Source organism: Amycolatopsis sp. NPDC031561, from assembly GCF_055580625.1.
This window is the reverse complement of sequence record NZ_JBVILA010000041.1, coordinates 35,859-61,548: the sequence shown is the minus strand read 5'-3', so window position 1 is coordinate 61,548 and position 25,690 is coordinate 35,859. Positions and strand designations below refer to the sequence as shown.

At 67.7% G+C, this 25,690-nt stretch carries 29 protein-coding genes; 17 read left to right on the top strand and 12 right to left on the bottom strand.

The features are described 5' to 3' along the window. Positions 1-317 precede the first annotated feature (317 nt). The gene (locus ACZ5IK_RS42940) at positions 318-749 is read left to right on the top strand and encodes a DUF6892 domain-containing protein (protein WP_465492981.1); all 432 of its coding nucleotides are present in this window, start codon (positions 318-320) and stop codon (positions 747-749) included. Positions 750-898: 149 nt separating this feature from the next. Here the strand turns inward: ACZ5IK_RS42940 and ACZ5IK_RS42935 are convergent, their stop codons facing one another. Next, positions 899-1,903: an aldo/keto reductase gene (locus tag ACZ5IK_RS42935; RefSeq protein WP_465492980.1), complete on the bottom strand. Its 1,005-nt coding sequence runs from the start codon at positions 1,901-1,903 to the stop codon at positions 899-901. A gap of 95 nt (positions 1,904-1,998) precedes the next feature. On the opposite strand from ACZ5IK_RS42935, the gene ACZ5IK_RS42930 reads away from it, so the two are divergent. Then, a complete protein-coding gene (locus tag ACZ5IK_RS42930; protein ID WP_465492979.1) occupies positions 1,999-2,874 on the top strand; it encodes an AraC family transcriptional regulator in 876 nt (291 codons plus the stop codon). 30 nt (positions 2,875-2,904) lie between these two features. Here the strand turns inward: ACZ5IK_RS42930 and ACZ5IK_RS42925 are convergent, their stop codons facing one another. Beyond that, positions 2,905-4,026 carry an epoxide hydrolase family protein gene (locus ACZ5IK_RS42925; protein ID WP_465492978.1) on the bottom strand — a complete coding sequence of 374 codons (1,122 nt, stop codon included), beginning with the start codon at positions 4,024-4,026 and terminating at the stop codon, positions 2,905-2,907. A 44-nt stretch (positions 4,027-4,070) separates the two neighbouring features. Then, positions 4,071-5,447 carry an MFS transporter gene (locus ACZ5IK_RS42920; protein ID WP_465492977.1) on the bottom strand — a complete coding sequence of 459 codons (1,377 nt, stop codon included), beginning with the start codon at positions 5,445-5,447 and terminating at the stop codon, positions 4,071-4,073. An 82-nt stretch (positions 5,448-5,529) separates the two neighbouring features. Between ACZ5IK_RS42920 and ACZ5IK_RS42915 the strand changes: the two genes are divergently transcribed. Further along, positions 5,530-6,096, top strand: a complete 567-nt coding sequence (locus tag ACZ5IK_RS42915) for a CGNR zinc finger domain-containing protein (protein ID WP_465492976.1) — start codon at positions 5,530-5,532, stop codon at positions 6,094-6,096. Positions 6,097-6,116: 20 nt separating this feature from the next. Here ACZ5IK_RS42915 and ACZ5IK_RS42910 read toward each other — a convergent pair whose 3' ends face one another. Beyond that, a complete protein-coding gene (locus tag ACZ5IK_RS42910) occupies positions 6,117-6,950 on the bottom strand; it encodes an enoyl-CoA hydratase/isomerase family protein (RefSeq protein ID WP_465492975.1) in 834 nt (277 codons plus the stop codon). Positions 6,951-7,074: 124 nt separating this feature from the next. On the opposite strand from ACZ5IK_RS42910, the gene ACZ5IK_RS42905 reads away from it, so the two are divergent. Then, positions 7,075-7,461 carry a winged helix-turn-helix transcriptional regulator gene (locus tag ACZ5IK_RS42905; protein WP_465492985.1) on the top strand — a complete coding sequence of 129 codons (387 nt, stop codon included), beginning with the start codon at positions 7,075-7,077 and terminating at the stop codon, positions 7,459-7,461. Between the two features lie 244 nt (positions 7,462-7,705). Here ACZ5IK_RS42905 and ACZ5IK_RS42900 read toward each other — a convergent pair whose 3' ends face one another. From ACZ5IK_RS42900 to ACZ5IK_RS42890, 3 genes are all read right to left on the bottom strand, one after another. After that, the gene (locus tag ACZ5IK_RS42900; protein WP_465492974.1) at positions 7,706-8,179 is read right to left on the bottom strand and encodes a hypothetical protein; all 474 of its coding nucleotides are present in this window, start codon (positions 8,177-8,179) and stop codon (positions 7,706-7,708) included. Between the two features lie 72 nt (positions 8,180-8,251). Beyond that, the gene (locus ACZ5IK_RS42895; RefSeq protein ID WP_465492973.1) at positions 8,252-9,502 is read right to left on the bottom strand and encodes a hypothetical protein; all 1,251 of its coding nucleotides are present in this window, start codon (positions 9,500-9,502) and stop codon (positions 8,252-8,254) included. A gap of 65 nt (positions 9,503-9,567) precedes the next feature. Next, positions 9,568-9,885 (bottom strand): hypothetical protein, encoded by a 318-nt coding sequence (locus ACZ5IK_RS42890; RefSeq protein WP_465492972.1) that lies wholly within the window; start codon positions 9,883-9,885, stop codon positions 9,568-9,570. A 161-nt stretch (positions 9,886-10,046) separates the two neighbouring features. Here ACZ5IK_RS42890 and ACZ5IK_RS42885 point away from each other — a divergent pair, with 161 nt between their 5' ends. Continuing rightward, positions 10,047-11,051, top strand: a complete 1,005-nt coding sequence (locus ACZ5IK_RS42885; protein WP_465492971.1) for a phage baseplate protein — start codon at positions 10,047-10,049, stop codon at positions 11,049-11,051. A gap of 533 nt (positions 11,052-11,584) precedes the next feature. After that, complete coding sequence (locus ACZ5IK_RS42880) at positions 11,585-11,938, top strand: hypothetical protein (RefSeq protein WP_465492970.1); 354 nt, start codon at positions 11,585-11,587, stop codon at positions 11,936-11,938. A 2-nt stretch (positions 11,939-11,940) separates the two neighbouring features. Here ACZ5IK_RS42880 and ACZ5IK_RS42875 read toward each other — a convergent pair whose 3' ends face one another. Next, positions 11,941-12,765: a hypothetical protein gene (locus tag ACZ5IK_RS42875; protein ID WP_465492969.1), complete on the bottom strand. Its 825-nt coding sequence runs from the start codon at positions 12,763-12,765 to the stop codon at positions 11,941-11,943. 249 nt (positions 12,766-13,014) lie between these two features. On the opposite strand from ACZ5IK_RS42875, the gene ACZ5IK_RS42870 reads away from it, so the two are divergent. The 6 genes from ACZ5IK_RS42870 to ACZ5IK_RS42845 all read left to right on the top strand — a co-directional run bounded on the left by ACZ5IK_RS42870 (position 13,015) and on the right by ACZ5IK_RS42845 (position 18,305). Further along, positions 13,015-13,878 carry a helix-turn-helix domain-containing protein gene (locus tag ACZ5IK_RS42870; protein WP_465492968.1) on the top strand — a complete coding sequence of 288 codons (864 nt, stop codon included), beginning with the start codon at positions 13,015-13,017 and terminating at the stop codon, positions 13,876-13,878. Next, complete coding sequence (locus tag ACZ5IK_RS42865) at positions 13,875-14,105, top strand: DUF397 domain-containing protein (RefSeq protein WP_465492967.1); 231 nt, start codon at positions 13,875-13,877, stop codon at positions 14,103-14,105. Before ACZ5IK_RS42870 ends, ACZ5IK_RS42865 begins: the two co-directional genes overlap by 4 nt. A gap of 40 nt (positions 14,106-14,145) precedes the next feature. Then, the gene (locus tag ACZ5IK_RS42860) at positions 14,146-14,703 is read left to right on the top strand and encodes a hypothetical protein (RefSeq protein WP_465492966.1); all 558 of its coding nucleotides are present in this window, start codon (positions 14,146-14,148) and stop codon (positions 14,701-14,703) included. Positions 14,704-14,838: 135 nt separating this feature from the next. Continuing rightward, positions 14,839-15,576, top strand: a complete 738-nt coding sequence (locus ACZ5IK_RS42855; RefSeq protein WP_465492965.1) for a lipase family protein — start codon at positions 14,839-14,841, stop codon at positions 15,574-15,576. 209 nt (positions 15,577-15,785) lie between these two features. Further along, positions 15,786-16,637 carry a hypothetical protein gene (locus tag ACZ5IK_RS42850; protein ID WP_465492964.1) on the top strand — a complete coding sequence of 284 codons (852 nt, stop codon included), beginning with the start codon at positions 15,786-15,788 and terminating at the stop codon, positions 16,635-16,637. A 456-nt stretch (positions 16,638-17,093) separates the two neighbouring features. After that, on the top strand, positions 17,094-18,305 hold the full coding sequence (locus ACZ5IK_RS42845; protein WP_465492963.1) for an amidohydrolase family protein: 1,212 nt from the start codon (positions 17,094-17,096) through the stop codon (positions 18,303-18,305). A gap of 64 nt (positions 18,306-18,369) precedes the next feature. Here the strand turns inward: ACZ5IK_RS42845 and ACZ5IK_RS42840 are convergent, their stop codons facing one another. After that, entirely contained in the window at positions 18,370-18,723 is a 354-nt protein-coding gene (locus tag ACZ5IK_RS42840) for a hypothetical protein (RefSeq protein ID WP_465492962.1), read from the bottom strand. Positions 18,724-18,930: 207 nt separating this feature from the next. Here ACZ5IK_RS42840 and ACZ5IK_RS42835 point away from each other — a divergent pair, with 207 nt between their 5' ends. Next, positions 18,931-20,589: an nSTAND1 domain-containing NTPase gene (locus tag ACZ5IK_RS42835; protein WP_465492961.1), complete on the top strand. Its 1,659-nt coding sequence runs from the start codon at positions 18,931-18,933 to the stop codon at positions 20,587-20,589. Between the two features lie 115 nt (positions 20,590-20,704). Beyond that, on the top strand, positions 20,705-21,115 hold the full coding sequence (locus ACZ5IK_RS42830; RefSeq protein ID WP_465492960.1) for a hypothetical protein: 411 nt from the start codon (positions 20,705-20,707) through the stop codon (positions 21,113-21,115). A 155-nt stretch (positions 21,116-21,270) separates the two neighbouring features. Here the strand turns inward: ACZ5IK_RS42830 and ACZ5IK_RS42825 are convergent, their stop codons facing one another. The 3 genes from ACZ5IK_RS42825 to ACZ5IK_RS42815 all read right to left on the bottom strand — a co-directional run bounded on the left by ACZ5IK_RS42825 (position 21,271) and on the right by ACZ5IK_RS42815 (position 23,913). Beyond that, on the bottom strand, positions 21,271-22,479 hold the full coding sequence (locus tag ACZ5IK_RS42825) for an NlpC/P60 family protein (protein ID WP_465492959.1): 1,209 nt from the start codon (positions 22,477-22,479) through the stop codon (positions 21,271-21,273). A 34-nt stretch (positions 22,480-22,513) separates the two neighbouring features. After that, positions 22,514-22,825, bottom strand: coding sequence for a hypothetical protein (locus ACZ5IK_RS42820; protein ID WP_465492958.1), 312 nt, complete (start codon positions 22,823-22,825; stop codon positions 22,514-22,516). 248 nt (positions 22,826-23,073) lie between these two features. Beyond that, positions 23,074-23,913 carry an SDR family oxidoreductase gene (locus ACZ5IK_RS42815; RefSeq protein ID WP_465492957.1) on the bottom strand — a complete coding sequence of 280 codons (840 nt, stop codon included), beginning with the start codon at positions 23,911-23,913 and terminating at the stop codon, positions 23,074-23,076. A gap of 91 nt (positions 23,914-24,004) precedes the next feature. On the opposite strand from ACZ5IK_RS42815, the gene ACZ5IK_RS42810 reads away from it, so the two are divergent. The 3 genes from ACZ5IK_RS42810 to ACZ5IK_RS42800 all read left to right on the top strand — a co-directional run bounded on the left by ACZ5IK_RS42810 (position 24,005) and on the right by ACZ5IK_RS42800 (position 25,685). After that, positions 24,005-24,364: a winged helix-turn-helix transcriptional regulator gene (locus tag ACZ5IK_RS42810; RefSeq protein ID WP_465492956.1), complete on the top strand. Its 360-nt coding sequence runs from the start codon at positions 24,005-24,007 to the stop codon at positions 24,362-24,364. 59 nt (positions 24,365-24,423) lie between these two features. Then, positions 24,424-25,317 (top strand): ADP-ribosylglycohydrolase family protein, encoded by an 894-nt coding sequence (locus ACZ5IK_RS42805; protein WP_465492955.1) that lies wholly within the window; start codon positions 24,424-24,426, stop codon positions 25,315-25,317. Positions 25,318-25,439: 122 nt separating this feature from the next. Then, a complete protein-coding gene (locus ACZ5IK_RS42800; protein ID WP_465492954.1) occupies positions 25,440-25,685 on the top strand; it encodes a hypothetical protein in 246 nt (81 codons plus the stop codon). Positions 25,686-25,690 lie beyond the last annotated feature (5 nt).

Genomic DNA, 25,690 nt, shown 5'->3' with positions numbered 1-25,690 from the left:
TGTTTTTTTGTTTTTTGTTTCCTTCTTGTGTGTCTTTCTTTTGCTGCTTCCCCCACCCCCCCCCCCCCCCCCCCCCCCCCCCCCCCCCCCCCGACCCCCTTTGCAAAGCGTGCATATGGGCATCAATCAGACATTTACCCGCCTGAAAGTGTCCTGTGTAGACAGTCAGGGTGCGGTCGACTCTCGTCTGCCGGTCCAGGTCCGCGACGCCGAAGGCTCCCCTCATCGCATCGGACGCGGTGAAAGGGGCCTTCAGTCCGGCACGACCCGCCCGTGAACACGCCAGGATTGTCGGGGCGGTCTGGTAGATATTGGGCATGTTCCGCGACTTCAACTTCAAGCTGCTGGTCATCGACAAGCTCATGTACCAGGACAAGCTCATCCAGCCCCGTTTCCGGATCGCCGATGTGCTCCACGCCAAGGGCGCCACCGGCGACCTGTGGAAGTACCTGCGCGAACAGGACCTGCTCTACACCGTCCTCGAGGAAGCCCGTCAGTACTTCACCGACTTGGAGATCACCCCCGAACAACTGGCCTCCGTGGAAGAACTGACCACTGACGGCGGTTTGGAGATCTACCACCAGTGCTCGCCGTTCTGGGACGGAGAGGACGAACTCTTCGACGTCACCTCACTGGACGACCTCGCTCTGCTGCCCAACCTCCGCGTGATTCACGGCGGCGACGAGGCCATGATGGCCGCCCCCGGCGCCGAGGACACTCTCAAGGCCCGCGGAATCGCCGTGGGATGACCCCTTTTCATCGTGGGCACGATGGACCGCCTTCTGCCCGCGTGACAGGTGAGGGCGTGTGGCGGGGTGGGTCGAACTCTGGCCCTCCGACCGGCGGGCGCGCACGATCTCCACCGCGTCGTGTTCACCGGCTCTGCCGACCGATCACCTCACCAGGTCGGCATCATCGCCTCGGGGTAGCGGGAGCCGGCCGCGCCCCGGGGCAGGACCTCCTGCACTCGCGCCAGGTCGTCCGCCGTCAGCACCACGTGCGCCGCCGCCACGTTCTCGGCCAGCCGCCCCGGGCTGCGCGTGCCCGGGATCGGCACGACGTCGTCGCCCTGCGCCAGCAGCCACGCCAGCGCAAGCTGCGTCACCGTCGCGCCCTTCTCCCGTGCCAGCGCGGTCAGCGCCTCGACCGCGGCGACGTTGCGCTCGTAGTTGCCCGGCTGCCATCGGTCGTCCCAGCTGCGCATGTCGTCCGCCGGGTACTCGGCCGCCGGCTTCACCGTGGACGTGAGGAAACCGCGGCCCAGCGGCGAGTACGGAACGAACCCGATGCCCAGCTCCCGCACCACCGGCAGCACCTCGACCTCGACAGCGCGCTCGAACACCGAGTACTCGGTCTGCAGCACCGACACCGGGTGCACGGCGTGCGCGCGCCGCAGCACGTCCGGGCCGGCCTCGCTCAGCCCGAAGAAGCGGACCTTGCCTTCGGCGATCAGCTCACCGACCGTGCCCGCCACGTCCTCGATCGGCACGTCCGGGTCCACTCGGTGCTGGTAGAGGACGTCGACGTGGTCGGTACCCAGGTACCGGAGGCTGTTCTCGGTGACCTCGCGGATGTGCCCGGGCCTGCTGTCGAGCTTCGCACCCACGTTCGCCGGGTCGGTCAGGTCGAAGCCGAACTTCGTGGCGAGCACGACCTCGTCCCGGAACCCGGCCACCGCCCGCCCCAGCAGCCGCTCGTTGCTGCCGGTGCCCATGCCGTACAGCTCAGCGGTGTCGAACAGGGTGACGCCCAACTCGTGGGCGCGGCGGATGGTGGCGATACCGCCCGCCTCGTCGCCCGCGCCGTAGGCCATCGTCATGCCCATCGTGCCGAGGCCGATCGCGCCGACCTCCAGGCCCTGCGCGCCGAGCACGCGCGTGGGCAGGTTCTGCAGCTGTGTCATACCTTCGACGCTAGAGCGCACTCGTCGCGCCGGCATGAGCGGTGAACCGCATAGGATTGCCTGATCCTCTCACCCCTCCTGTTCGGAGCAGCCCCGTGCTCGACCAGCTCGCGGCGGCCGTCGGCCGTCACCGCAACGGCCTGTGGTCCGGCACCACCGCCGTGCCCCGGCTCACCGTGGTCGCCCTCGACGAGGTGGTCAACCCTCTCGACCTGCGCTACGAGCCGATGGTGTGCTTCATCGCCGAGGGCTCCAAGCGCACCGTCACGGGGGAACACAGCCGGACGGCCCGCCGCGGCGACATGTTCCTCAACTCGCTCGACCTGCCGGTCACCGCCGTGTTCGAGGAGGTGCCGTACCGCTCGGCCGTGCTGCACCTGGACGGCCCCGTCTTGGCCGACCTGCTGCTCGAACTCGACGGCGAGGCCCCGGCCACCCCGGCCGCGGGCCAGGTCTCCGCCACGATGACCCCGGAACTGGTCGACGCCGTCACCCGCTGGGTGCGGCTGCTCGACACCCCCGACGACATCCGGCCGCTGGCCGCCCGCGTGGAGGCCGAGATCCTCTACCGCCTGCTCGGCAGCGCGCTTGGCCCGACCTTGCGCCAGTTCGCGGCCACCGGCTCGGCCTTGACCAGGGTGCGCGCCGCGGCCGACTGGATCGCCGCCCACTTCACCGAGCCCGTCACCGTGGAGCAGGTCGCGGCGGTCGCACACATGAGCCCGGCCACCCTGCACCGGCATTTCAAGGCCGCCACCGGCATGAGCCCGCTGCGGTTCCAGAAGCACTTGCGACTCCAGGAGGCGCGGCGCCTGCTGGTGGCAGGCGACACCACGGCCGCGCACACCGCCGATGCCGTCGGCTACGCCAGCGCCACCCAGTTCACCCGGGAATACCGCCGCGCCTACGGCCTGCCGCCGGTGCGCGACGCCGCCCGCCTGCGCGGCAGGCTCACCGGCAACCGCTCCTAGCGGGCCTTTCCGGGAGAAGGAAAAGGACGGTCAGCGGAAGAGTCGGAAGAACCCCCGCACCTGCTCGATCAGCGACTCCGGCTGCTCCAGGGCGGCGAAGTGGCCGCCTCGCGGCAGTTCCTCGAACCAGCGCAGGTCGGTGAACCGCAGTTCGGCCTCCCTCCGCGATGGGCGGGTTATGTCGCGTGGGTAGACCGACAACCCGGACGGCGCGGTCACCTTGTCCCGGAAGTCGGCGAAGCTCTCCCAGTACAGGCGCGCCGACGACGTGGCCGACGCGGTGAACCAATAGACCGAGATCTCGTCGAGGATCGCCTGCCGCGACAACACGTCCTCGGGATGGCCGTCGTTGTCCGTCCACGCCCAGAACTTCTCGGCGATCCAGGCGGCCTGTCCCGCCGGAGAGTCGGTGAGGCCGTAGCCGAGTGTCTGCGGCCGGGTCGCTTGGAGCGCCGAGTATCCCCGGCCGGTGCGCTGGAACTCCTTCTCGGCCTCGAGATTCGTCAGTTCCGCGGGCGTCGGGTCGTCGAACGTGCCCGCCGCCACGGATCCCAGGTTCAGGTGCACGCCGGCGACCCGCTCGGGCGCCACCTCCCCCAGCGCACCGGACACCGCCGAACCCCAGTCACCGCCCTGCGCGCCGTATCGCTCGTAGCCCAGCGAAACCATCAGCGTGTTCCAGGCGCGCGCGGTGCGCGTGGTGCCCCACCCGGTCGTCGACGGCTTGTCACTCCAGCCGTACCCGGGCAACGACGGCGCGACCACGTGGAACGCGTCCGCCGGGTCGCCACCATGCGCGCGCGGATCGGTCAGCGGGCCGAGGATCTCCAGGAACTCCAGCACCGAACCCGGCCACCCGTGCGTGAGCACGAGCGGGAACGCGTCCGGCTCCGGCGAGCGGACGTGCAGGAAGTGGATGCCCAGCCCGTCGATCGTGTCGCGGTACTGCGGGAAGACGTTCAGCCGCTCGGCGAACCCGAAGTCGTAGTCCTCGGCCCAGCTGCGACACAGTTCCTGCGCGTACGCCAGCGGCAAACCCTGTGACCAGTCGTCCACCGGCTCGGGCTCGGGCCACCGCGTCCGGCGCAACCGTTCACGCAGATCCGCGATCTCGGCTTCGGTGATGCTGACCTCGAACGGTTCTGCTGCCATGGCGGTGCTTCCTTCCTCGTTCAGGTGTAGTCGGACAGATCGGTTCACGCGCCTGGGCGCCGGGTCAGGGTGAGGACCAGTCCGGCCAGAGGTAGTGCCGCGAGCACGGCGAGGGCCACCGGCACCGACGCGACGCCGGACAGGCCGGCGACAGCGGCCGGGCCGATTCCGCCACCCAGGGCGGTCATGAAGTTGAACAGGCCCTGTCCGGTGTCACGGTCGCGCGCGGCGACGAGTTCCGGCGCGAGGCCCACCAGGACGGCCTGGGCGCCGGCGAAGCCGCACACGGTCAGCGCCGCGCCGACGACGACCGGGATCGGCCCGTCGAAGACCGCGACCACGAGCACGCCGACGACGGTGAGTGCCGCAAGCCCAGCCGACACCTGCCAACCGGTGAACCGGTCGGTCAAGGTGCCGACCAGCCGCCCCGCCAGCACCGAGCAGGCGGCGGCCGGGACCAAGATCGCACCGGCTTCGAGGGCGCCGCCGCCCGTGGCCTGCTCGATCAGGGACGGGGCGACGAACAGCACCCCGTAGTAGCCGGCGAAGATCGTCCCGCCGATGAGTCCGGCCGGTAGGAAGCCGCGGGCCGCGATCACCCGCCGAGGCACGAACCCGTCGGGCGTGCGCCGCACGCGCCACCACAGTCCCACGGCGGCGAGCACTCCGGCTCCGGCCACGACGAGCGTGACCGGAGTGGGCAGGCCGACCGAGTGTGCCTGCAGCAACGTGATCAACGAGGCGGCGAATACCGACAACACGGCCGCGCCGACGAGGTCGAACCGCCCGGCCGGGCCGTCCGGCTCACCGCCGGCGATCCGCGCGAACGTGCGCCTGCGCGCCAACGCGGCCAGCAGCAGGGGCAGCGCGAGGACCGGGATCGCGAGCACGGCACGCCACCCCAGCCATGCGGTGACCGCCCCGCCCAGCAGGGTCCCGCACGCCGACGCCGTCGCACTGGCGGCCGCGATGATTCCCAGCGCACGGATCCTCTCCCACCCGGGAAGGGCGGTGGCCACGGCGAAGACGGCGATCACGGTCGCACCCGCCCCGGCGCCACCGATCAGCCGACCGGCGATCACGACCGGCAGTGTCGGGCCGGCTCCCGCGAGCGCCGAGCCCGCGGCGAGCACCACGACTCCGGCGACGAGTACCCGGAGTGGGCTCCACCGGGCCATCAGCCTGCCCGCGACCGGCATCGCGAGCGCGGAGGTCAGCGACCACGCGGCGAGAATCCAGGCCGTGGCCCCGAACGGCACCGCGAGCGCACGGCCGACGGCGGGCAGCGCCACCGACGGTGCCCCCAGTGCCACGTACATCGGCAGCACCAGCATCCCCAGGATCAGACCCAGCCGTCGCCCGTCCGGGGCGTGGTCCGATCCCCCGCTGGGGGCTCCTACGGCGGGGATCGTCTGCGGCATCGTCGTCTCCTTCCACAGCGTGGCGTGACACGTGACAGCTACTATGGGTGTCACGCTACGGAACAGGGAGGAGACACGTCAAATGATCGATGCGTGTTACAGGTCATCGGCGGTCGAGACAGCCGTCGCTCTTGCCAACACCTTGAAGCCGATCAAGGGCGAGGACGCGCTCGAGACGGTGGAGCAGCTCCGGAAGTTCCTCGACGACCATTCGCCGGACGCGGGAGGAGGGACCGGCCCGCGGCGTCTCACCCGTACCGACCTGGCCGAGGTCCGCGCGGTGCGCGAGACGGTGCGCGCCGTCCTCGAACGAGCGAGCACCGACGCGGCGGCGGCCGCGGCCCTGATCAATGACGGTCTCCGTGACAGCCGCGCCACGCCCGTGCTGCGCCACGATCAGGACCGCTGGTGGACCGAGGTCACCTCCGACACCGACCGCTGCTCGGCGCGCTTGGCCGCGACCACGCTCAGCGCGCTGGCCTCCGTGATCGCCACACTCGGTCCGACTCGTCTCGGCGCCTGTGCCGGGATGAACTGTCGAGCCACTTTCGTCGACCTGTCGCGCAACGGCTCGAAGCAGTACTGCACGCGGAACTGCGCGCACCGGGCCAGCGTCGCGGCCTACCGGAGCCGGCAAAGCCCGGGTTGAGTCCCGGCACTTGCCGTGGATCAGCCGGCCAGCTTGCGGAGCAGGCTCTCCAGATCACGTTCACCGTCGCGGGTCTGAGCGCCGTTGGCCAGTCCGCCTCGGATCAACTGTTCGGCCGCGGGCCGGACGAACTGGCCCGCCCAAGCGTCGTGCTCACGCAGGAGGCCCTCGCCCAGGTCGGCGGGAACGATGGCGCGTTTGGCCGCGGCGACCACGCCCTCGGGCAGTGCGGCGATGTTGCGGGCGAGGCGGTCGACGAAGTCGTCGAGTTCGTCGGCGGGTACGGCCCGGTTGATCCAGCCGTAGCGTTCGGCGGTCTGCGCGTCGTACAGGTCGGCGCCGAGCACCACCTCCAGAGCGCGGTTGCGGCCGATCCGATCGGCGAGGTACTGGGTGCCGCCACCCCCGGGGACGATGCCCATGAGGGCCTCGACCTGGCCGATCCCGGCGCGACCGATCGCCGCGAAGGTCATGTCCGCCGCCGTGACGAACTCCGCCCCGCCGCCACGGGCCTGGCCGGCGAGCTTGACGATCGTCACCTGGGGCTGGTGCCGGAGCAACTCCCCGAGGGCCTGGAAGACGTTGACACCGTCGGGTGCTTCGGCCGCGAGTTCGTCGAAGGCGTCCGGCGCGTCGACGAGCGACATGTCGACGTGGGCGATGAAGAAGTCCGGATCGGCGCTGTCGAACACGATCACCCGGACCGAGTCGTCGTCCCGCAGCCCGGTCAACAGCCTCCGCAGGTCGGCCATGAGGGCGACGTCCAGGACGTTGACGGGTGGGTTGTCGAGGGTGACACGGGCGATGCCGGCCTCATGGCTCACTCGCAGGGTCGCGTAGGCGTCGTGATGCACGAAAGAATCTCCGATCGGTACCTGTCAGGCAGCTAAGTTCCTGATGTATACCTAGGCTGTAGCGGCGGGAGACCGGCGTCAATAACGCACTTTCGGCATCGTAAGGATCGTGGAGGATACCGATATGGACGCTCCCGGCACGGACACGGACGTCGTCTACCGGGCCGATTGCCCCAGTCGCCCGATCCTCGACCAGATCGCCGACAAGTGGTCGATGATGGTGATGACCGTCCTCGACAGGCCCCGCCGGTTCAACGACATCAAGCGCCGCCTCGAAGGCGTGACCCAGCGGGTCCTGACCCAGACCCTGCGCCGCCTGGAACGCAACGGGATGATCGAACGGCGCGTGCTGCCGACCTCACCGGTCGGAGTCGAGTACTCCCTTACCCCGCTCGGCGAATCCCTGCGCGAACCCTTCGGTCACCTGTACGACTGGACGACCGCCCACGCGGACGAGATCCAGAACTGCCAGCAGAGCTACGACCAGCGTCTTCAGGCCGAACGAACGTAGTCGCTCGTTCGGGTCAGCTGACGGCGCGGTTCCTGTTCGCCAGGACGGCTCGCGCAGGTCGCGGTTGCCGATCTTGCCGGTCGGGGTGAGCGGAAGGCCGGTGACGAATGGCTGCGAGGACTACCTGTTCCAGCTCGAGGAGCAGTGCTTCACCCGAGGCCCACGGCCGTGCGGAGATCGCGGCGCCTCTGCGGCACGGCTTGAGCCCGTCCCTACCGGTCCTGGATCTTGCGTCGGCGGGAAGTCACAGGCTCTCGGCTTCCTCCTGCGTGATCGGGATGAGATCGCCGCCCATGCTGTCACGTTCGAGCTTGCTGCGGACGTGACTGCGCAGCCATCCCGAGGCCGTGTGCGTCTCCTCCAAATCGTGCCCCTGAGGACTGATCCACGTTCGGATCGCCAGCACCGTCTTGCCGAGCTCGATGAGCTTGAAGTACTCGTACTTCCCGTCGGCGGGGTCGAACCTGTGGACCCGGGCGTACTGGATCGCCTCGAACCGGCGGCCTGCCTCTTCGGTGATCGGGTGGATCTCACCGGTCCACCGACCGGCTTCGATGTTGCTCAGCACTTCCTCGGGTTCCCATTTGAACTCGTCGGTGAACGCTTCCTCGTACACGAGACCCTGCGCGTCGACCCAACGACGGCAGACCAGTGCGGGCTCGTCCACGCGGGGGAACGCCTCGGTCACGATCGCGTAGTACAGGTACTGGCGCTCCATCAGGTCCTCGTTCCGCGAAAGAGAGTGCGCCCCCGGCCGCGATCGCCGGGGGCGCCTCCATTGTGGCTGCTGCTACTGCTTCGTGGGCGAGATGTTGATCGCACCAACCGGTGTTTCCACCTCGCCGAAAATGAGCGCGGACTGATCCTTCAACTCATCGATCTCGTCCTGGATCTTGCTTCGCACGGCCTCCCGCTCATGCGGGGGGTACTGACTGAAATCGACCGCTTCGAGCGCTCGCTTCTTCTCGTAACCCCAGTGTTCGACGTCGCCCTTGGCGTGGAAGCTCTCCGGAGTGTGGAACTGAACCTCGAAGAGCTGCCCGTCCTTCGTCTTGTACGTGACGTTGATGCCGGGGTAGTTGCCCTCGCCCGCTTCCTTCTTCACCCAGAAGTTCTTGACCTTGACCTCGTCGAAGTACTTGGCGAACTCGACCAGCGCGTTCTGGACTCCGAGGGAGTAAGTGCCCTTCGGGAAGTTGATCGTGTACCGGACCAAGTCGTTCATCTTGTCCGCGACCTCGTCCGGTGATCGCTTCGGCGGCGCCGGCTCTCCAGGTTTCCCCGGCCTCGGGTTCATCTCGTCGAACAGCTTGCGCTTGAACGACGGGTAGGGGGCCTTGCCCTTGTCCTTCAGCTCGTACCCCTGCCCGACCCGCTCCCCCGTCGGGATCTTCTTCGCCACCTCATCAACCTTCGGCGTGATCGCCGGTTCACGGTTCTTGGCCTCGTTCATCTTCTTGTCGGCCCAAGCGTTCTCCGCCGGTGACAGCCTGACCTTCAGCGAGCCGAGCGGCGTGCCGCCCTGGTACCCGAGGTCGATGTCGTGCTCGTAAGAGTTGTCCGGATTGGTCTTCGGCCCATCATCTTTCCCGCAACCCGCGGACGCGGCCGCCCTGGCCGCGACGGTGACTGGACAGTGTTTCGGCGGCTCGACCTTCAGCTTGGCGCCGTCGAGTTTCGCCAGACCGTTCTCGATCCGCAGCGTGCCGCCTTCGAGGCGGATGGTCGCCCCGTCGACGAGGTTCGGCGTGCCCTCCGGCCGGATCGCGAAGGGCTCCATCCGGTACAGCCGCTCGTCGACGACCGCGATGGCACCGTCGAACTTGGCGTCGCCGTTGTCGAAACGCGCCTTCAGGTTCAGGATCTCCCCGACCGCGTTCGGCAGCTTGTCGCGGACGGACTCATGCAGCTTGACGGCGTAGCGCTCCAGGCCTGCCACCATCTTCGACAGCGGCCCTGAGCCTCCGTCGATCTTCTTGGACAAAGTTCGGACGGTCTTCCAAGCCGCGCCCCCGGAACCGCCCGCGTAGAAGGCCGCCATCCGGAACTTTCCCGGATGGCGGCCTTGGCTGTTCGGCTGGTGACCTCGTCGGTCCTGTGTGGACCTCAGCAGGCCTTGACGATGACCGAGTGCGCCTTGCCGCCGAGGTCGAGGATCTTCACGTCCCGGTTACCGGCGGGCACGCGAACCTGATAGGTGCCGGGGTTGACCGGATAGCCGAAGTAGCTGCCGGCCGGGGCGGCGCCGGTGCCCGCGATCATCGAGCCGTCGGTGCGGTGGATCGTGGTGGAGGCCGCCCTGCCGCAGTTGTTGGAGATGTAGATCTTGCCCTTGGTCGCGGCGGAGGCGGTACCTGCGCCGAGGACCGAGATGACCAGACCTGCGGTGGCCAGAACGGCGAGAACACGCCGGGTGGTCGTCATGGTGCTCCTTCGGATGCTGAGTGGTCAGCCAAAAGATATCCGCAGGCGGGTCCGCGTGCTGTCGGTCGAACGCACCACACCGCCGGTGATGTTTGTACGAATCTTGTACGAGCTTGAAGAATTTTCGGTCGGACCGCGAAACCCGATGAAGGCGAGCACTCATGCCCGAGCAGGCGCCCCCGGACCTCGTCCGATCCAGGCTCTCCCGACGTTCACTGCTGCGCGCCGGCGGTGGTCTCGCCGCGACGACGGCACTGCTCGGCACCGGCGCGACGTTCGCCGGACCGGCTTCGGCCGCGATCACCGCGCTGCCGTCGTCCAAGCGTTTCAACCTCACCGAACCGTCCTACGACGAGTTCCGCAGCAAGCTCCTGCACGAGTCGCACCACGTGATGCAGGGCTTCGCCTTCGACAACCAGAACGTCCGCATCTTCATCGTGAACGCCCGCAACGGCGGGACCGGGGACGACCTGTGCGTCACCCAGGTCAACTTCTCCGGTGAGATCCTGGGCTCGATGCATCTCAACAACGCCGGGCACGGCGTGTCGATCGGCGTCGAACCGGTGGGCACCGACTCCTACATCTGGATGGAATGCGACTCGGACGGACCCACCGGCGCCGGTCGCGGGACGGCGCTGGCCAGGTTCAAGTTCGTCAACGGTGGCACGCCGTCGGTGAAGAAGTTCCTCACCGGCAGCGAGACGATCACCTGCGCCACCGATCCGATCAACAAGCGGATCGCGGTACGCCGCAAGGAAGGCGGCAAGCTGCACATCAGCGTCTATCCGCTCGCGTCCGCCGCCGCCGGTGACTTCAGCGCGCCGCTGGCGCACTTCCCGCAGCCCGCGCTGACCGATACGAAGGTGACCTTCCAGGGGTACACCATCTACGGCCAGTATTTGTACACATTGGACGGTGAGGGCCACGAGAACCCCGCCGACATCAACTCCTACGTCACGTGCATCGACATGAACACCGGCAAGGTCAAGAGCCGCGCGCTGACCAAGGCGGGGAATTCGCTGGTGTTCCGCGAGCCGGAGGGCCTCGGGATCTACCGGAGCCTGGCCGGGGAAACCCGGTTGTACATGGGCTTCGGGTCACGCAGCAGCATGGGCGACATCAACCGCTACGCGAACCTGTTCTACAAGAACGTCCTCATCGACTGAGGCCCCGCAAGCGGCCACATGTCTGTGCCACAGTTGAGGGGGACGTCCGCGTCCCCCTCAATGCCGGGTCGAGAAGGGCGGGCAGCGGGTCCAGCCCGCGTACGTGCTCGAATACCTCGGCCCACCGGTCACCGGAGTGGTACGCGCGGAACCGTGGCGGAGCTGGGGAACCACTTTCACCAGGACTACGACCTTCTCGCCGACACCCGCTCAGTGTCGTCGAGCATTTCGTCCGTTGCGAACCCGCGGAGAGCGCGGCCCGGCTCCTGTCCGAGGTCGAGGCGTTGCCGGCAGCCGGTCTCGATGAGGTCGCGGCCCACAGGATCTGGATGATCGAAGGATGGGCCAGCTACGATCCCGAGGACGACGACCTGTCCTACGTCGGCTGGTTCACGGCTGTCCGGGACCTGCTGAAAGGCTGAGGGGGAGCCATTCGTAACCGGGAAACGTCAGCGACTGGTCGAGGCTGGACCCGCCGTCGGGTGACGATGGTGTCGATCGCGGTCCTGGTCCTCGTCGGCACACTTGGTGCCATGTTCATCCCCAAGGTGGCGAACCACTTCGGCTACGCCCTGCCGGGCGAGAGGGGCCTTCCGTACCAGGTCCACTACAACGGCAGGGACTACCGCAACCACCTGACGTGCGCCGGAGCGCAGTTGTGCGAAGACGAAAAGACCCCTGAACAGCGAGCGAGGTCATACTGCACGCCCGGCTCAGGGGAAAGCGTTCGCGGACTGGTGAAGGTCGATGACGTCTTCACCCTGTTCGGATCTTCGCACGTTGTTTTCACCGCCGGCGTCGTCCCGCGGGGAGAGACGGCGACGAGAGTCATCGTCGAGGCTGCCCCTGACTGTTACCTGACATACGACCTGGCGGGCGGCCCGTAGACCTATCGCCTCGGGCCCCGTCGTGCCGTTCGCGAACAGGAGCCATAACGCGGGGTTCGCGAACCCATGCCCGAGCGGTGAGACGTAGCGGAAGTACTGACGAGAAGCATCCACCCTCGCGTCTCCGTCTCCTTGCTTTTGACCTCCAGGGGAAAATAGGAGGCCGCATGGCTGGATTCGCTGTGCTGGATCACTTCGTCGAAGAACCATTCGGATCCGACGATGGCCAGAATCGCCGAGCTGCCCGCGAGCGCCATCCTGAGCGAGGGCGCGTCGAGGATCCTGAACGCATGGATTATCGAGTAGCCCGTGACCCCGTATTCATCGTAGTTGATCTCTCCCGCATGCAGGGCGAGCCGAAGGCGCATCTGCTCTTCGTGCGGATGAGTCGAGTTGTGCCTGGCCAGTTCCAGCGCGAGGGTATGGGGAAGAGAGTCGACGAACAGAGCCTTTGGCGTCTCGGCGCGAGAGAGGATCAAGATGCCGTCACCACGGTCTTCGCGATGACAGGAATGCCAGGGAATTCCGGCGCCTTCGAATGCCGCCCGCATCGCTTCGTAGAGCCCGCGGCGGATGCGCACCCGGTTCGCGTTGCTGCGGTGATGTTGCCCGAATCCTTCGATGTCGACCGCGACGATCGTGCAGTGGGTCGCGGCCCGGCCGACCGACTCTTGAGCCACCGGGCGGCCGACGTCGAGACTCAGGGTCACCGGCGACCGCGGGGCGTCATCCGGCGTGGCGGCTTCGGATCCCGCCGACAGCACGTGGCCGCCCACGATGGGCGGCTCAGGATGGCCATCGAACCCGTACTGATCAGGAGTCGACATCTGGTTCCTCCCCGTTGACGTGCGGCATCACTGCGGTGGCACCGCCGAGAAGCCAAACGCCGGACCGAGGTTGACGGGCCCTCGCGACCACGACATACAGCTTGACCGGCGGCTGGCTTGCCAGGTCACTTCGAACGATAAGGTGGGTTACGCTTCCCGGATACAGTGCCCGGAGTATCGTGTGGTTACCGTAACCATGCACGGGAACCGGCTCGTGCATCTCGGGCGACCACCCCGAAGGGAGGAGAAGTGCCACCACCGACATCACCGGTGGTCGCGGCCTGGGAGCTCGCTCTTCGGCTCCGCGACCGCCGCGACCAGTTGAACGTCGACGTCAAGACCATCACCGACGCGTTGGGCTTCTCTCGCAACTACTGGTCCGCTGTCGAGAACGAGCGCAAGATCCTCTCCGAAGAGAGCCTGACCAGGCTTCTGGGGCTTCTCGAGTTCGACGACAGCGAGCGACAAGAGTTGCTTGATCTGCGACAAATGGCCAAGGAGCGGGGGTGGTGGACCAGATATTCCAGCTTGCTGGGCAATGAGATTCAACGCATGTACGGTCTCGAACTGGGCGCCCAGGGGGTCCGCGACTACGAGAGCCTGATCATCCCCGGACTCCTGCAGACCGCGGATTACGCGAGGGCGATCATGACACCGGCCGTCGTTCTTCGCCAAGTGGAAGTCGACCAGAGTGTCGAGGTCCGCCTGCAGAGGCAGCAGCGACTCAAAAGTGAAAATCCACTTCACGTCACTGCGATCATCAGCGAAGCCGCACTTCGACAGCAGATCGGCGGACCGGCCGTCTTGCATGGCCAACTCAATCATCTCGCGAAAATGATCGAAGACCATCCCGAACGGATCAAAGTCCGCATCATTCCGTTCACCGCGAAAGCGTGCGGACTTTTCGGCGCGTCCACCGTGCACATGATCGATTTCGACAACCCGAGATTGCCCACCGTCGCCTGGCAAGAAACTGTCACAAAATACGACATCATCGATGACCCGACACGGGTCCGCGACTTGACAATGACATACAGTGACGCATTCGGGCAAGCCCTGGATGAGCAAAGCTCACTGGAAATGATTCACCACTACGCCAGGGAACTAGATTGAACGACGCCAAATCTCCATCGACGACGAAGACCCGAGGAGGCTGGTTCAAGAGCAGCTACTCAAGCGCTACCGGCAGCTGCGTGGAAGTAAAATTGCTGAACGATTCCATCTTGCTGCGCGACAGCAAGGATCGCACGGCAAATCCGCCGACGATCAAGGTCAATGCCGAGAGCTGGAGTTTCTTTTTGGAATCTCTCAAAGAAAGCTCGGCGACGAAGCCCATCTGATTTCATACAGGCGGTCATCCTCGCAGGCTAACGTGGGTGGATGCAGACAGCCGCCTGGCACGGACCGCCTCACGACATCCTGGGCCATCCCGTATCCATCGAGCAGTTCGTGGTCAGGACGGACGACACCGTCGTCGCACTGCAGCACGCCCTCGCCTTTCGCGAGGGCTGCTGTTTCACCCTGCAGGTGGCCGTCCGGCGGGGGTCAGCGGACGAGACGACCTGGAAGGGTCTGACCGACAGGCACTCGACAAGGGGTTTCCCTCCCGAACCGACCGACGCCGACCTGAAGTTCGGAGTCCGCTTTCCCGACGGCTCGAAGGCCACCACGGTCGGCAACGCCTTCCACGGCTGGGCGAACCCCGCCGAACGACCGGAAGCTCCCAGGCTCGTCGACGCGGGCGGCGGATTCAGCAGCGACGATCGGTATTACCAGGGCGATCAGCGCCTCTGGCTCTGGCCGCTTCCGCCACCCGGCCCCTTCGAGTTCGTCATCGAGTGGCGAAAAAGGGGAATCGGCGCCACGCCTGCGGTTCTTGACGGAAGTGCCATCGTGCACGCGTCGGAACAGGCCCGGCCATACTGGCCTCAGTCATAGCCGGCACCATTTTTGCTCGTGTCAAGAGTGCTTCACCCTATCGTGTGCACAGCACAGGCGGGCCCTGGCATTTCATCGATATTTCATCGGCGCTCATTAGCGTTCGGCCGGCAATTCGACAGTGGGGAGAAACCGATGAGAAGAGCCAGATTCCGCTTACTCGCGACCGCCGTCCTGTCCATCGCCACCCTGGCGAGCGCGATCGCCGGTGCCGGGGCCGCGCAGGCGGCCGCCCGGCCTGACGGCGCGTGCGGGCCGGTCATGTTCGTCGTGCCGGGGTACCAGGACGGAGGCGCCTTCAAACTGCTGGACCGCGCCTTCTCGCCGGGCGGCGCCGACCCGGTGCGCATCCCGTACCCGAACAGCGCCGGGGACATCAACCTTTACGCCGACGTCGACGCCGGTGTCGCCAACCTCAGGACCGCGCTCTACAACCTCTACGTCACCTACGGCTGCGACCTCGACACCAAGGTGTACATCGTCGGGTTCAGCCTCGGCGCCCTCGTCGCGGGCACCGTACTCGAGACCGAGCCGCCCGGGCGCAACATCCAAGGCGTGCTCTTCGCCGACGGGCGGCGGCAGCCCGTCGAGTCGAACTGGCCGGGTGACCCCGGCGGGTTGATCGGTCACCTGCCCGTTCCCGGCCCCGGCGGCGCCGGTTTCCGGCCGCTGGACTCGTTCCGTTACCCGACACTGAGCCTGTGCAACGGCCCCAATTCGGGTGGTGGCGCGGATTTGATCTGCTTCGGCGGCACGAATCTGGACAGTTACTTCAACTCGCACCCGTTCTACAGCTTCGATGTGCGCGCCGAGCTGAGCATCCATGGCGAAGGCCCGTACCCGTTCAACCTGCGCAACCGCGTCATTCCGTAACCCGTCGCCGCACGATCACCGGTGCGCCGGCGGGGTTCACCCTGTCGGCGCACCAGGTTGCGAAGTCTTCCGAGGTTCTGCCCGCGGGGACAAGGCGGCTCGAACCTTCGGGCACCTCTGCGCCATGACGGTCTTTCGAAGCAACCCCATTCCGGCCCTGACGTCTTCCGGACATAGCTTCGAACAAAGGCTGCGAGAGGGGAACCGAAATGGAATTCACCGCTAAGAAGACCATCAAAATGACCATTGTGGGCGGGGCGGTCGCCGCTACCGCGCTGCTTTCCGCGTGCAGTGGGAACAGTGTCGCGGGAAATGGTTCTCCGGTGCGGAACGCGGCGGAGACGGCGGCCGTCGAGCAAGTGCCGGACGGCGGTGGCCAAGGGGCGGCCACCGGCGGTTCCGGCGCCGCGGCGAACGGCGACGTCAACTGCAGCAAGTACGGGGGCCCGGTCGGCGCACCCGGCCGGACGAAGATGGACCTGATAGCGGTGGCCGCCACCGATGGCACCAAGCCGGGCTGCACCGAGGCGTTCACCGTGATCGCCGAGTACTACCAGAAGTTGCCGCAGGCCGAAGGCCCCGGCGAGCGAGTGCTCGACGTCCAGGGGAAGTGGACCTGCGCCCGTCAGGCTGGCCCTACGGGCGAAGAAGGCGCGGTGGTCTGTGGCGTGCCCAACAGCTCCCTGCAGCTGGAAACCAGGCCCTCCGGCTGGGCGCCCGAGGGGCAGGTCCGCAAATTCCCGAACTCCACCCAGCGAGTGCAGTTCGCCGGGTACGACGCCGGTACGCGGATGGTCCGCTTCAAGCTGGTCACGCACCAGGACTCGCCGGTCGACGGCAGGACCTACCGGCTTCCGCTGCAGAAGGGCGGCGAGGTGTTCAGCGCGGCCACCCTGTGCCCCAGCGACTCGGTCACCATCGATGACCAGGGCTTCGGCAGCCGGCCGTGCGGTCAGGAGCAGCTGATCCAGCAGCTGAAGGACGGCAACCCGGTGCTCGCGCAGATCAGCGTGAACGGCGACGACCGGATCAGCACGGTCAAGGAGATCTACCGCCCCTGAACCTGGGACAGCGAATGGCCGGCAGCCGGGCTGCCGGCCATTCGCGTATATCGTAAGCATGCGCGTATCATCTGCGGGTGCAGCCTTCTCGGGCTGAAGTGCCATGAGGAGTGAGCATGATCAGGAGCAGGTGGATCGCCGGCCCGGCGCGATCGGCCAGTGATTGTGGGCCGAACCGCTGCGACGGCGACTCGGGTCGGTCTCGGTATGGCGTGACCGCAAAGGTTTGCGCGGCTTCGTCGGGCTCCCCGCGCACGTCGAGATCATGCGGAAGTACCGCGACCTCGGCACCACCCGCGCCACCACGTGGCACGCCGCCGACCTCGATCCTCAGGGCATTTGGCGAACGGCGGACCGGTGGCTGAGGGATCGCGCCCAAGCGCCGCCTGTCTCGAGTCCCCCAGCTTTGGTATGCCAAAGTGAGTCGCCGGGACCTCGTCGAGAAAGGTGCTCTCCGTGTTGATCCGTGACGTCCGCCCGTGGGGTGGACAGCACAGTGACGTCGAAGTGGCCGATGGCCGGATCACCGCGGTGCGGGCGCACGACCCCGCCGCCGCGCCGTCGCCCGGCACGGTCGAGGGGCGCGGGCGACTGCTGTTCCCGTCGTTCAGCGACGTGCACGTCCACCTGGACTCGACTCGCGTCGGCCTGCCGTTCCGGCCGCATACGGGCGCGCCGGGTGTCTGGGCGATGATGCTGAACGACCGCGAGAACTGGCGCGACGCCGAGGTGCCGCTGCCCGAGCGCGTCGCCGGGACGCTGGAGCGGATGATCGCCAACGGCACCACCCGGGTGCGCACCTACGCGCAGGTGGACGTCGACTGCCGGCTGGAAAAGCTCGACGCCGTGCTCGCCGCGAAGGAGCGGTTCGCCGGGCACGCGGACGTCGACGTGATGGCGTTCCCGCAGGCCGGGATCCTGCGCGAGCCCGGCACCGTGGACGTCCTGGAGGCCTCGCTGCGTTCGGGCGCCACGGTCGTCGGCGGGATCGACCCGTGCTCGCTGGACAAGGATCCCAAGGGACATCTCGACGTCGTGTTCGGACTCGCCGAGAAGTACGGCGTCGAGGTGGACATCCACCTGCACGAGCCGGGGCATCTGGGTGTGTTCTCGACCGATTTGGTGATCGAGCGGGTCCGCGCGCTGGACATGCGCGGCAAGGTGACCCTGTCCCACGCGTACGCGCTGGGCTCGATTTCGGAGTCGGTGAGCCGCCGCCTGATCGACACTTTCGCGGAGCTGGACATCGCGATGGCGACCGTCGCGCCGTCCGTCGACGGCCAGCTGTCCCTGGCGGACCTCACGACCGCGGGCGTGCGCGTCGGCCTGGGGGAAGACGGCCAGCGGGACTACTGGAGCCCGTACGGCAACTGCGATCTGCTCGACCGCACCTGGCAGCTGGCCTTCACGCACGGCTTCCGCCGCGACGACCTGATCGAAATGGCGCTGGCCGTCGCGACGATGGGCGGCGCGTCGATCATGCGCCACGACGTCCCGCGGCTGGCGGGCATCGCCGACCGCCCCGGCGTCGCCGTGGGCGACCGCGCCGACCTGCTGCTGGTGGACGGCGAAACCCCGACGAGCGCGGTGATGGACCGCGGCAAGGACCGCACGGTCCTGCACGACGGCGTCGTCGTGGCGGACGGACTGTCGGTGGTGGACCTCTGATCGACCCGGACGGGTGACGGCGGCCCGCCCCCAAGGAGGGAACGGGCCGCCGTTCAGGCTGTTGTCAGCCTTCGTACGAGCCGTAGTCGACGATGTTGCCGTGGTTGTAGCAATCGCCGCCCCACAGCCAGGTCCCCGGTCCAACCGTCGGTCCGTAGACCCGATGGCCGTCCGAGCACTTGGTGTAGGCGCCACTGCGGCCGTAGTCGACGAACACGGTGGCGTTCCAGGCGACGCCGTCGTAGTAGGTGGTCGTCCACCTGCCCACGTGACTGGTGCCGACCTCCCCGCCGATCGCCGAGTGATGCTTCACCTCGGTATCGGCGGACGCCGAGCCGGCACCTGCCAGCAGGATGCCCCCGGTGAGTGCGACGGCCCCCACCGCCACCGCGATTCCGCGGATCCCCACGTTATTCATTTCCCCTCCAGTGATCATTTCCGATTTTCGAGAGCGAGAGCCGCGTAAAGCACGGCACCCGCTGTCACCCTGTCTAGTGCGCCGCGGGTGTTCTGTGCCGGGGAGTGGACAGCGAACGACAAACTTCCGGACAATGGAGGAAAGCAGACACCTGGGGGGTGGCTGATGCCACGACACGAGCGTCCGTTCGTTACGGAAGAAGATTCGTTGTCACAGTTCGCGGGGGATCTGCGGCGGTTGCGTGAGAACGCCGGAAGTCCGCCGTACCGGGAATTGAGCAAGCGGGCCCACTACGCGGCGAGCACCTTGTCCGACGCGGCGGGTGGCCGAAAACTGCCGACTCTGGCGGTGACCTTGGCCTATGTCCGGGCCTGTGAAGGCGACCTCGCCGAGTGGGAGGAGCGCTGGTACGGGACCGCCGCGACGAACCGTGTCGCGGAGCCCGAAGAAATCGACGAAGCGATCCCCTATCCGGGTCTCAACGCATTCGGGGAGCACCAGGCCAAATATTTCTTCGGCCGCGAGCGCCTTGTCGAAGAATTGTCGCGCCAAGTCACCGGACGACGACTCCTCGCGGTTTCCGGCGCTTCGGGATCCGGCAAGTCGTCCTTACTGGCGGCCGGGCTGATCGCGACGGTCCGGCGATCCGGCCGGGATCGGACGATCCTGTGGTTCACTCCCGGGCCGCATCCGCTCCGGGAATGCGCGATCCAGCTGGCCGCGGTGAGCGGCGGATCGGCGGTCCGGCTGCACGGGGAGCTGACGGCGGATCCGGCGGGGTTGCATCTGCGTGTCCGTCAGCTCCTGGCGAGGCGGCACGAGGACGCGGAACTCCTGCTCGTGGTCGATCAGTTCGAAGAGCTCTTCACCCACTGCCGGACCGTGGAGGAGCGTGACGCCTTCGTCGCGGTGCTCCTGCACGCCGTCCAGGAACCGGACAGCCGGACCCGGCTCGTGGTGGGTGTGCGTTCGGACTTCATCGGGCGCTGCGACAGGTATCCGGCGCTCGCCGCGGCGCTGCGGCCCGAGAACCGGGTCGACACCGGGCCGATGACCGCGGAGCAGCTGCGCTCGGCGATCATGCGCCCGGCGATCGCCGCCGGGCACCAGCTGGAAGGCGCGCTGGTCGCCACGGTCATGGCCGAGACGGCGGGCAGGCACGGCGTTCTCCCGCTGGTCTCCCAGGCGATGCGCCGGACCTGGCAACGCCCGCACGGCGCCACGCTCACTCTCGCCGCGTACCAGGCGGCCGGCGGGATAACACGCGCCCTGGCCGACACGGCCGAGGAGGTTTTCGGCGAGTTCGACGAACTCGGGCGGCAGCAGGCACGGGACGTGTTCGTCCGGCTGACCACGCTGGGCACCGACGGCCACGACACCCGGCGGCGCGTCCCCGCGCACGAACTCGACCCGGCCGCCGCGCCGGTGGTCGCCCGGCTGATCGACGCCAGGCTCGTGACCGCGGGTGCCGACGGGCTGGAGCTCACTCACGACGCGCTCATCCGGGAGTGGCCGCGGCTGCGGAGCTGGCTGTCCACCGGCCGTGGCGCCCTGTACCGGCATCGGCGGCTGACCGAGGCCGCCGGGGTGTGGGAACGCGCGGACCGCGACCCGGCGCCGCTCTACCGGGGCAGCCAGCTCGATGAAGCGATCGCGTTGGCCGGGTGGACGAGATTGACCCTGCGGGAGCACCAGTTCCTCAACGCGAGCATCCGGGCCCGCGAAGAAGAGACGGCCCGGGCGCACCGATCCGCGTGGCGGCTCCGACGGCTGGCGGCCGCGGTGGTGGTCGTGAGCGGGCTTGCCGCGGCCTCGGTCGCGGTGGCCGTCCGGGAACGGAGACAGGCCTTGGCACTTTGCTGGTGACCGCGTGTCGCCGAAGCCAGGACTGGGCAGGGACGAAGCTGTAACATCACCGGAGCCAGCAGATACGGTCGCCGCAGTCGGCCGGATCGCTGTTCCGCTCTTGGGAGGTAGCTCGATGTACAGCCCGTCCGCCCGGTCCTTTCCGGTGTCGCTGACCCCCGGTGACCCGGTCCGGGAAGCGGTACTCCAGGCCGCCACCGCACGACTCGACGAGTATTTCGGCGATCGTGTCCGGGTGGAGGTGGGGCAGCTCGACCGCGTCGGGCCCTGGGTGTTCCTGCAAGGGACGATGCGCGGCACCGAAGCCGGCCGTCCGTATTACGACGGCACCGTCTACGAGGCACGCCGGGCCGACGGCGTCATGTCCGACGTCTATGTCGCCCTGCTCAAGAAGCGGGACGAGGCGGCCGCCGACAACGACGCGCGGTCCTGGCGCTTGTCCGACTACGCCATCGGCCCGACCGACGTCGCCTGGCTGACCTGGGCCGACGACCACGAAGCGCCGCGGACGTTGTTCGGGTTCTGACTTCGGCACACGGATGTCAGGAAAGGGGCTTTCAGGACGTTTTTCGTCCTGAAAGCCCCTTTCCTGACGTCTGGAGCACGCTCAAGCCTCGTGAGTGGTAAGGACGGTTAGAACCGTCCTTACCACTCACGAGGCCGCAGAGCTCACCGCGCGGATCAGGTCGGCGGGGTCAGGATTTTGACGAGACCGCCGCCGCCACCCATGCTGATCTTCTGGGAACCGTCGGGGTTGACGTTGTTCGAGCCGATGAACTGACCATCGCCCGCGTACAGCACGACGTGCCCGCCGTTGTTCGAGATGACCACGTCGCCGGGTTTCGCCTCGGAGAGCGGGACCGACTTCCAGCCGTCCGCTTCGAGGTTGGCCGTCAGGCCCGCGACGGAGGCACTGGCCTGGCCCTTGTCGATCAGGCCGGAAGCCTCCAGGCAGCCGGAGACGAAGTTCGCGCAGTTGACGTTGTTGGGCACCCAGGACTGCATCGCGGGAAGCTCACCGCTGCCCTTGAGGTCACCGGCGTTGCGCCCGAGGAACTGCTCGGCGATCTTGGCCGGGTTGTCGCCCTGCGCGTCGATCGGCTTGGCGGGCCGCCCGTCACCCTGCACCCCGGCGACGCCACCACCGCCGCCGCCTCCGCCACCACCGCCGCCGTCCCCGCCGCCATAGCTGGGAGTCGGGCTGATGCGGGAATCGACGGGGCTGGCCTTGACGCTCGACGCCGTGGTCTGACCGGTGTCGGCGGGCACCAATTCCAGGAAACCGTTCTCGATTTCCAGGCCGAGCGGCTTGAGGAGGTCGTCGATCTGTTTCTCGGCGGCGTCCAGTACCCGCTCGATCTCGTCTTTCTTGCCGTTGGAGTCTTTTTCGTTGAGCTGCCGGAGCCGCTCGATGTCCGACGCGGCGGCGGCGATCTCGTTCTCGTCTTCGGAGCTGTTCTTCCGCTTCCGGGCCGCGCCGATCAGGGCGCGATTGTCCGCGTCCTTGTCGTTGGCTTCCTGGGCGAGCTGGGCGACCTTCTTCTTGGTGTCGTCGAGGATCTCGGACACGCGCTGAAGAATGTTCTTGGCGGCTTCGGCCTTGTCACTGACCTTGTAACTGGCCTTGCCGAGCTTTTCGAGGTGGTCGGCGACGGCGTCGGCGTCCTTGCCTTCCCATTCGCGCAGCACGTCGTCGCGGAAGAGTTTGAGATCGTCTCCGAGATCGTTGGCGCGGGTGGCGGCTCCGCCTACCTTCGCTGCCTGATCGTTGACGGCACCGGCGTTGAGCTTCTGCGCCTGCTGGGCGTGCTTGTCGATGGCGTCCAGCGACTTCGGCCGGTCGTGCGCCGGGTCGTCGAGCGCGCGCTGGTCACGTTCCGCGGTGGTCATCGGTAAATCCCCCTGGTTCCCGTCTTCAGTCCGATCAAGACCGCTCGCGGTTGCCGCCGAGGGTGTGGACACCCGCGGCCTCGTCGTTACGCATGCGCTGGGCGGCGTTGGCCAATGCCTGGGAAGCGGCGTCGACGAGCTTCTCGGCGGCGGCCAGATGGGCGTTCACCCCGGTGTGGAAACCCTTCACCGTCTTACCCGTGCTGGCCGCGTTGCTCAGGTCACCGAACGCGCCACCGGGGTCGCCGTCGCCCAGGTCCTTGCCCGTTTTGCTGAAGCCGTCCTTGAGCCCGCCGACCTTCTTGGCCAGCGCGGCGATCTGCTCTGGATCGAATCGGCGAGTCATGAGTGCTCCCTCACTTGCTGTCCCACGCTGCTCTACCGCGCAGCCTATGAGCTCACAGTCACCTGTGCGCACCGTTTCCCGAAACGCGGATGACCACATTCGTGTACACCGACGCATCCGGCCGCGCTTTGGTTCCCCACGTCGGCGGGAGGATCTTACCGCGTCGGTATCCGCATTCGCCCTGGCCGAAACGCCAGGCGCCCCGGAACCGGGAATCGGTTCCGGGGCGCCTGGTGACGGGATCGGGATCAGCGGAAAGCGGCGATGGCGCGAGCCGCCCAGTCGGAGAAGGGGCGAGGGGCCCGGCCGAGGACCCGCTCGACGTCGGGGCTGACGCGCACCTCCTCCGGGCTCGGGGAGCCGAGGATGTCCAAGGTGTCGTCGGCGAGTTCCGCCGGCATGGTCTCGGCCATGCCGGCCTTGGCTTCGGCGCGGGTGAGCTCGTGGAACCGCACCGGCGAGCCCAGGGCGGTGGCGATGGCCTCCGCCTGCTGACGCGGTGTGATCACCTCCGGGCCGGTCAGCTCGTAGACGCCGCCGGTGTGCCGGTCGTCCAGCAGGCAGGCCGCCGCGACGTCGGCGATGTCGGCCGGGTCGATGACCGGCACCCCGATGTCACCGAACGGCGCGGCGACCACCTGCCGCTCACGGACGGACTCGGCCCACCACAGGGCGTTGGAGGCGAAACCGCCCGGACGCAGGATGGCCCAGTCCATCCCGGACTCGCGCAGCGTGTCCTCCACCGCTCGCAGCGCGATCCGCGTCGAGCCGAAGGGCCTGGTCGCCACGCCCAGCGACGAAAGCAGGACGACCCGGCGGACCCCGCTCGCCGCGGCTTGGCCGATGACGTCGGCCGGGCTGGCCCCGGCGGCGTGCAGGTCTCCGGACAGCAGCAGGAACAACGCCTTCGCCCCGGACAACACGGGCTCGAGCCCGGCGGGGTCGGCCAGGTCGGCCACCACGTGGCGGACGCCGTCCGGCACCGCGGCGGCGTGCCGCGACACCGCCGTCACCTCCTGACCCTTCTCGGCCAACGCCTTTGTCAACGGCTTGCCGATGTTTCCGGTAGCCCCGGTCACCACGATCATGAACAGCTCCTCGTCCGATGTCTTCTGTGGCCGGAACGCTAGGAGCCGAGCTAACTTTTGGTAAGGACATACCTCCAGGTAAGCTCATGACATGGCGGAAGGCGCACAGCTCAAGGAGACCGGGTCAGGGCGGCCGTATGAGGTGTTTCACACCGACTGCCCCGCTCGCGACGTGGTCGACCACGTGACCAGCCGGTGGGGTGTCTGGGTGCTGATCTCCCTGCGGAACACCGACCTCCGGTTCTACGAACTGCGCGAAAGCATCAAGGGCATCAGCGAGAAGATGCTCGCCCAAACCCTGCGCGCGCTGGTCGAGGACGACCTTGTCTGGAGGAAGGTCGAACCGACGACGCCGCCCCAGGTCACCTACGGGCTGACCGAGTTCGGCAAGGATGTCGGCGAACCGCTGACGGAGCTGTTCGACCGGATCACGGCGCGGTTGTCGGCCTGAGAAACTCCGCCTGAGAAACGAGGCGACATCGGGCGCCCCATAAGGCGAAGATGGTCGTGATGACCATCGACCGGCGAGCACTCGCCCTGAACTCCCTGTACGGACTCGCCCTCGGCGACGCTCTGGGTTCCCAGTTCTTCGTCCCCGACAATCGTGACGCTTGGGAACGGCGGCAACCGCCTCCAAGCCCCTGGCAATGGACCGATGACGCCGAAATGGCGTGTTCCGTTTTCGCCGTGCTGACCCGGACCGGCCACGTCGACCAAGACCTGTTGGCCGCGAGCTTCGCGGAGCACCACGACTTCGACCGAGGCTACGGACCGTCCATGAACCGGATGCTGCGGCTGGTCCGCGAGGGCGGCTCGTGGCGCGAACTGGTCGCGGACCTGTTCGACGGACAGGGTTCCTGGGGCAACGGCGCCGCCATGCGCGTCGCGCCGCTCGGCGCTTGGTTCGCCGACGATCCGGACGAGGCCGCGCGCCAGGCGGCGCTGTCGGCCGAGGTGACCCACACGCATCCGGACGGAGTGGCGGGCGCGATCGCCGTCGCGGTCGCCGCCGCGCTGGCCGCCGCCCCTGAGCCGCCGTCGCCGAGGGACTTCCTCGACCAGGTCCTGCGACGGGTACCACCGGGCCGGGTGCACCACGGTGTCTGGGCGGCCCGGGGCCTGGCCCACGTGCCATCGCCCGCGATCGCCGTCCACGAACTCGGCAACGGCCGCTACACCGGCGCCCACGACACGGTGCCGTTCGCGCTGTGGGCCGCGGCACGGAACCTCGACGACTACGAGCAGGCCATCTGGATCACGGCGGGCGCGGGTGGCGATGTCGACACCACCTGCGCCATCGTCGGCGGCATCGTCGCCGCCCACGTCGGTGCCGACGGGCTGCCGTCCTCCTGGCGGGCCGCTTGCGAGCCCCTCCCGGACTGGGCGGGCGCCGCCGACGGCTAGACCAAGCCGAGTTCGCAGCGATGCGCTGGCCCTGCTCGAGGGCGTCGCGGGCGGAGTTTGACGGCGCGGGTCCGTGGGCATTCCGATCGCATGGGGAAACGATGCGATCGGAGTGTCAACGAGTGGCCTCTTTCAGCGTGAAACCGTCGAAACCGACAGCGATTTTCGGCGCGGTGTTCGGAGCGGCGCTTCTTCTCTTCGGACTCTTCAGCGGAATCGGGCGGGAGAACGGTTTTCTCTGGCTGTGGCTCGCCGCCGGGGTCGGCATCATCGGGTTCAACCTCTGGGCGGCGTTCAGCAAACGAGGCGCGACAGAGGTGATCGAAACCCGCGAGAAGGCCGACGACCCGGCGGATTCCGGCAGGTGAGCGCA

What these genes read in the sequence shown, in the direction of transcription:
- ACZ5IK_RS42935 (WP_465492980.1), bottom strand. Translation starts at nt 1,903, where the DNA reads ATGACACAGCTGCAGAACCTGCCCACGCGCGTGCTCGGCGCGCAGGGC.
- ACZ5IK_RS42940 (WP_465492981.1), top strand. Translation starts at nt 318, where the DNA reads ATGTTCCGCGACTTCAACTTCAAGCTGCTGGTCATCGACAAGCTCATG.
- ACZ5IK_RS42820 (WP_465492958.1), bottom strand. Translation starts at nt 22,825, where the DNA reads ATGACTCGCCGATTCGATCCAGAGCAGATCGCCGCGCTGGCCAAGAAG.
- ACZ5IK_RS42880 (WP_465492970.1), top strand. Translation starts at nt 11,585, where the DNA reads ATGTTCATCCCCAAGGTGGCGAACCACTTCGGCTACGCCCTGCCGGGC.
- ACZ5IK_RS42885 (WP_465492971.1), top strand. Translation starts at nt 10,047, where the DNA reads ATGCCCGAGCAGGCGCCCCCGGACCTCGTCCGATCCAGGCTCTCCCGA.
- ACZ5IK_RS42840 (WP_465492962.1), bottom strand. Translation starts at nt 18,723, where the DNA reads ATGAATAACGTGGGGATCCGCGGAATCGCGGTGGCGGTGGGGGCCGTC.
- ACZ5IK_RS42850 (WP_465492964.1), top strand. Translation starts at nt 15,786, where the DNA reads ATGGAATTCACCGCTAAGAAGACCATCAAAATGACCATTGTGGGCGGG.
- ACZ5IK_RS42925 (WP_465492978.1), bottom strand. Translation starts at nt 4,026, where the DNA reads ATGGCAGCAGAACCGTTCGAGGTCAGCATCACCGAAGCCGAGATCGCG.
- ACZ5IK_RS42830 (WP_465492960.1), top strand. Translation starts at nt 20,705, where the DNA reads ATGTACAGCCCGTCCGCCCGGTCCTTTCCGGTGTCGCTGACCCCCGGT.
- ACZ5IK_RS42920 (WP_465492977.1), bottom strand. Translation starts at nt 5,447, where the DNA reads ATGCCGCAGACGATCCCCGCCGTAGGAGCCCCCAGCGGGGGATCGGAC.
- ACZ5IK_RS42860 (WP_465492966.1), top strand. Translation starts at nt 14,146, where the DNA reads ATGCAGACAGCCGCCTGGCACGGACCGCCTCACGACATCCTGGGCCAT.
- ACZ5IK_RS42890 (WP_465492972.1), bottom strand. Translation starts at nt 9,885, where the DNA reads ATGACGACCACCCGGCGTGTTCTCGCCGTTCTGGCCACCGCAGGTCTG.
- ACZ5IK_RS42875 (WP_465492969.1), bottom strand. Translation starts at nt 12,765, where the DNA reads ATGTCGACTCCTGATCAGTACGGGTTCGATGGCCATCCTGAGCCGCCC.
- ACZ5IK_RS42855 (WP_465492965.1), top strand. Translation starts at nt 14,839, where the DNA reads ATGAGAAGAGCCAGATTCCGCTTACTCGCGACCGCCGTCCTGTCCATC.
- ACZ5IK_RS42810 (WP_465492956.1), top strand. Translation starts at nt 24,005, where the DNA reads ATGGCGGAAGGCGCACAGCTCAAGGAGACCGGGTCAGGGCGGCCGTAT.
- ACZ5IK_RS42815 (WP_465492957.1), bottom strand. Translation starts at nt 23,913, where the DNA reads ATGATCGTGGTGACCGGGGCTACCGGAAACATCGGCAAGCCGTTGACA.
- ACZ5IK_RS42895 (WP_465492973.1), bottom strand. Translation starts at nt 9,502, where the DNA reads ATGGCGGCCTTCTACGCGGGCGGTTCCGGGGGCGCGGCTTGGAAGACC.
- ACZ5IK_RS42825 (WP_465492959.1), bottom strand. Translation starts at nt 22,479, where the DNA reads ATGACCACCGCGGAACGTGACCAGCGCGCGCTCGACGACCCGGCGCAC.
- ACZ5IK_RS42905 (WP_465492985.1), top strand. Translation starts at nt 7,075, where the DNA reads ATGGACGCTCCCGGCACGGACACGGACGTCGTCTACCGGGCCGATTGC.
- ACZ5IK_RS42805 (WP_465492955.1), top strand. Translation starts at nt 24,424, where the DNA reads ATGACCATCGACCGGCGAGCACTCGCCCTGAACTCCCTGTACGGACTC.
- ACZ5IK_RS42915 (WP_465492976.1), top strand. Translation starts at nt 5,530, where the DNA reads ATGATCGATGCGTGTTACAGGTCATCGGCGGTCGAGACAGCCGTCGCT.
- ACZ5IK_RS42900 (WP_465492974.1), bottom strand. Translation starts at nt 8,179, where the DNA reads ATGGAGCGCCAGTACCTGTACTACGCGATCGTGACCGAGGCGTTCCCC.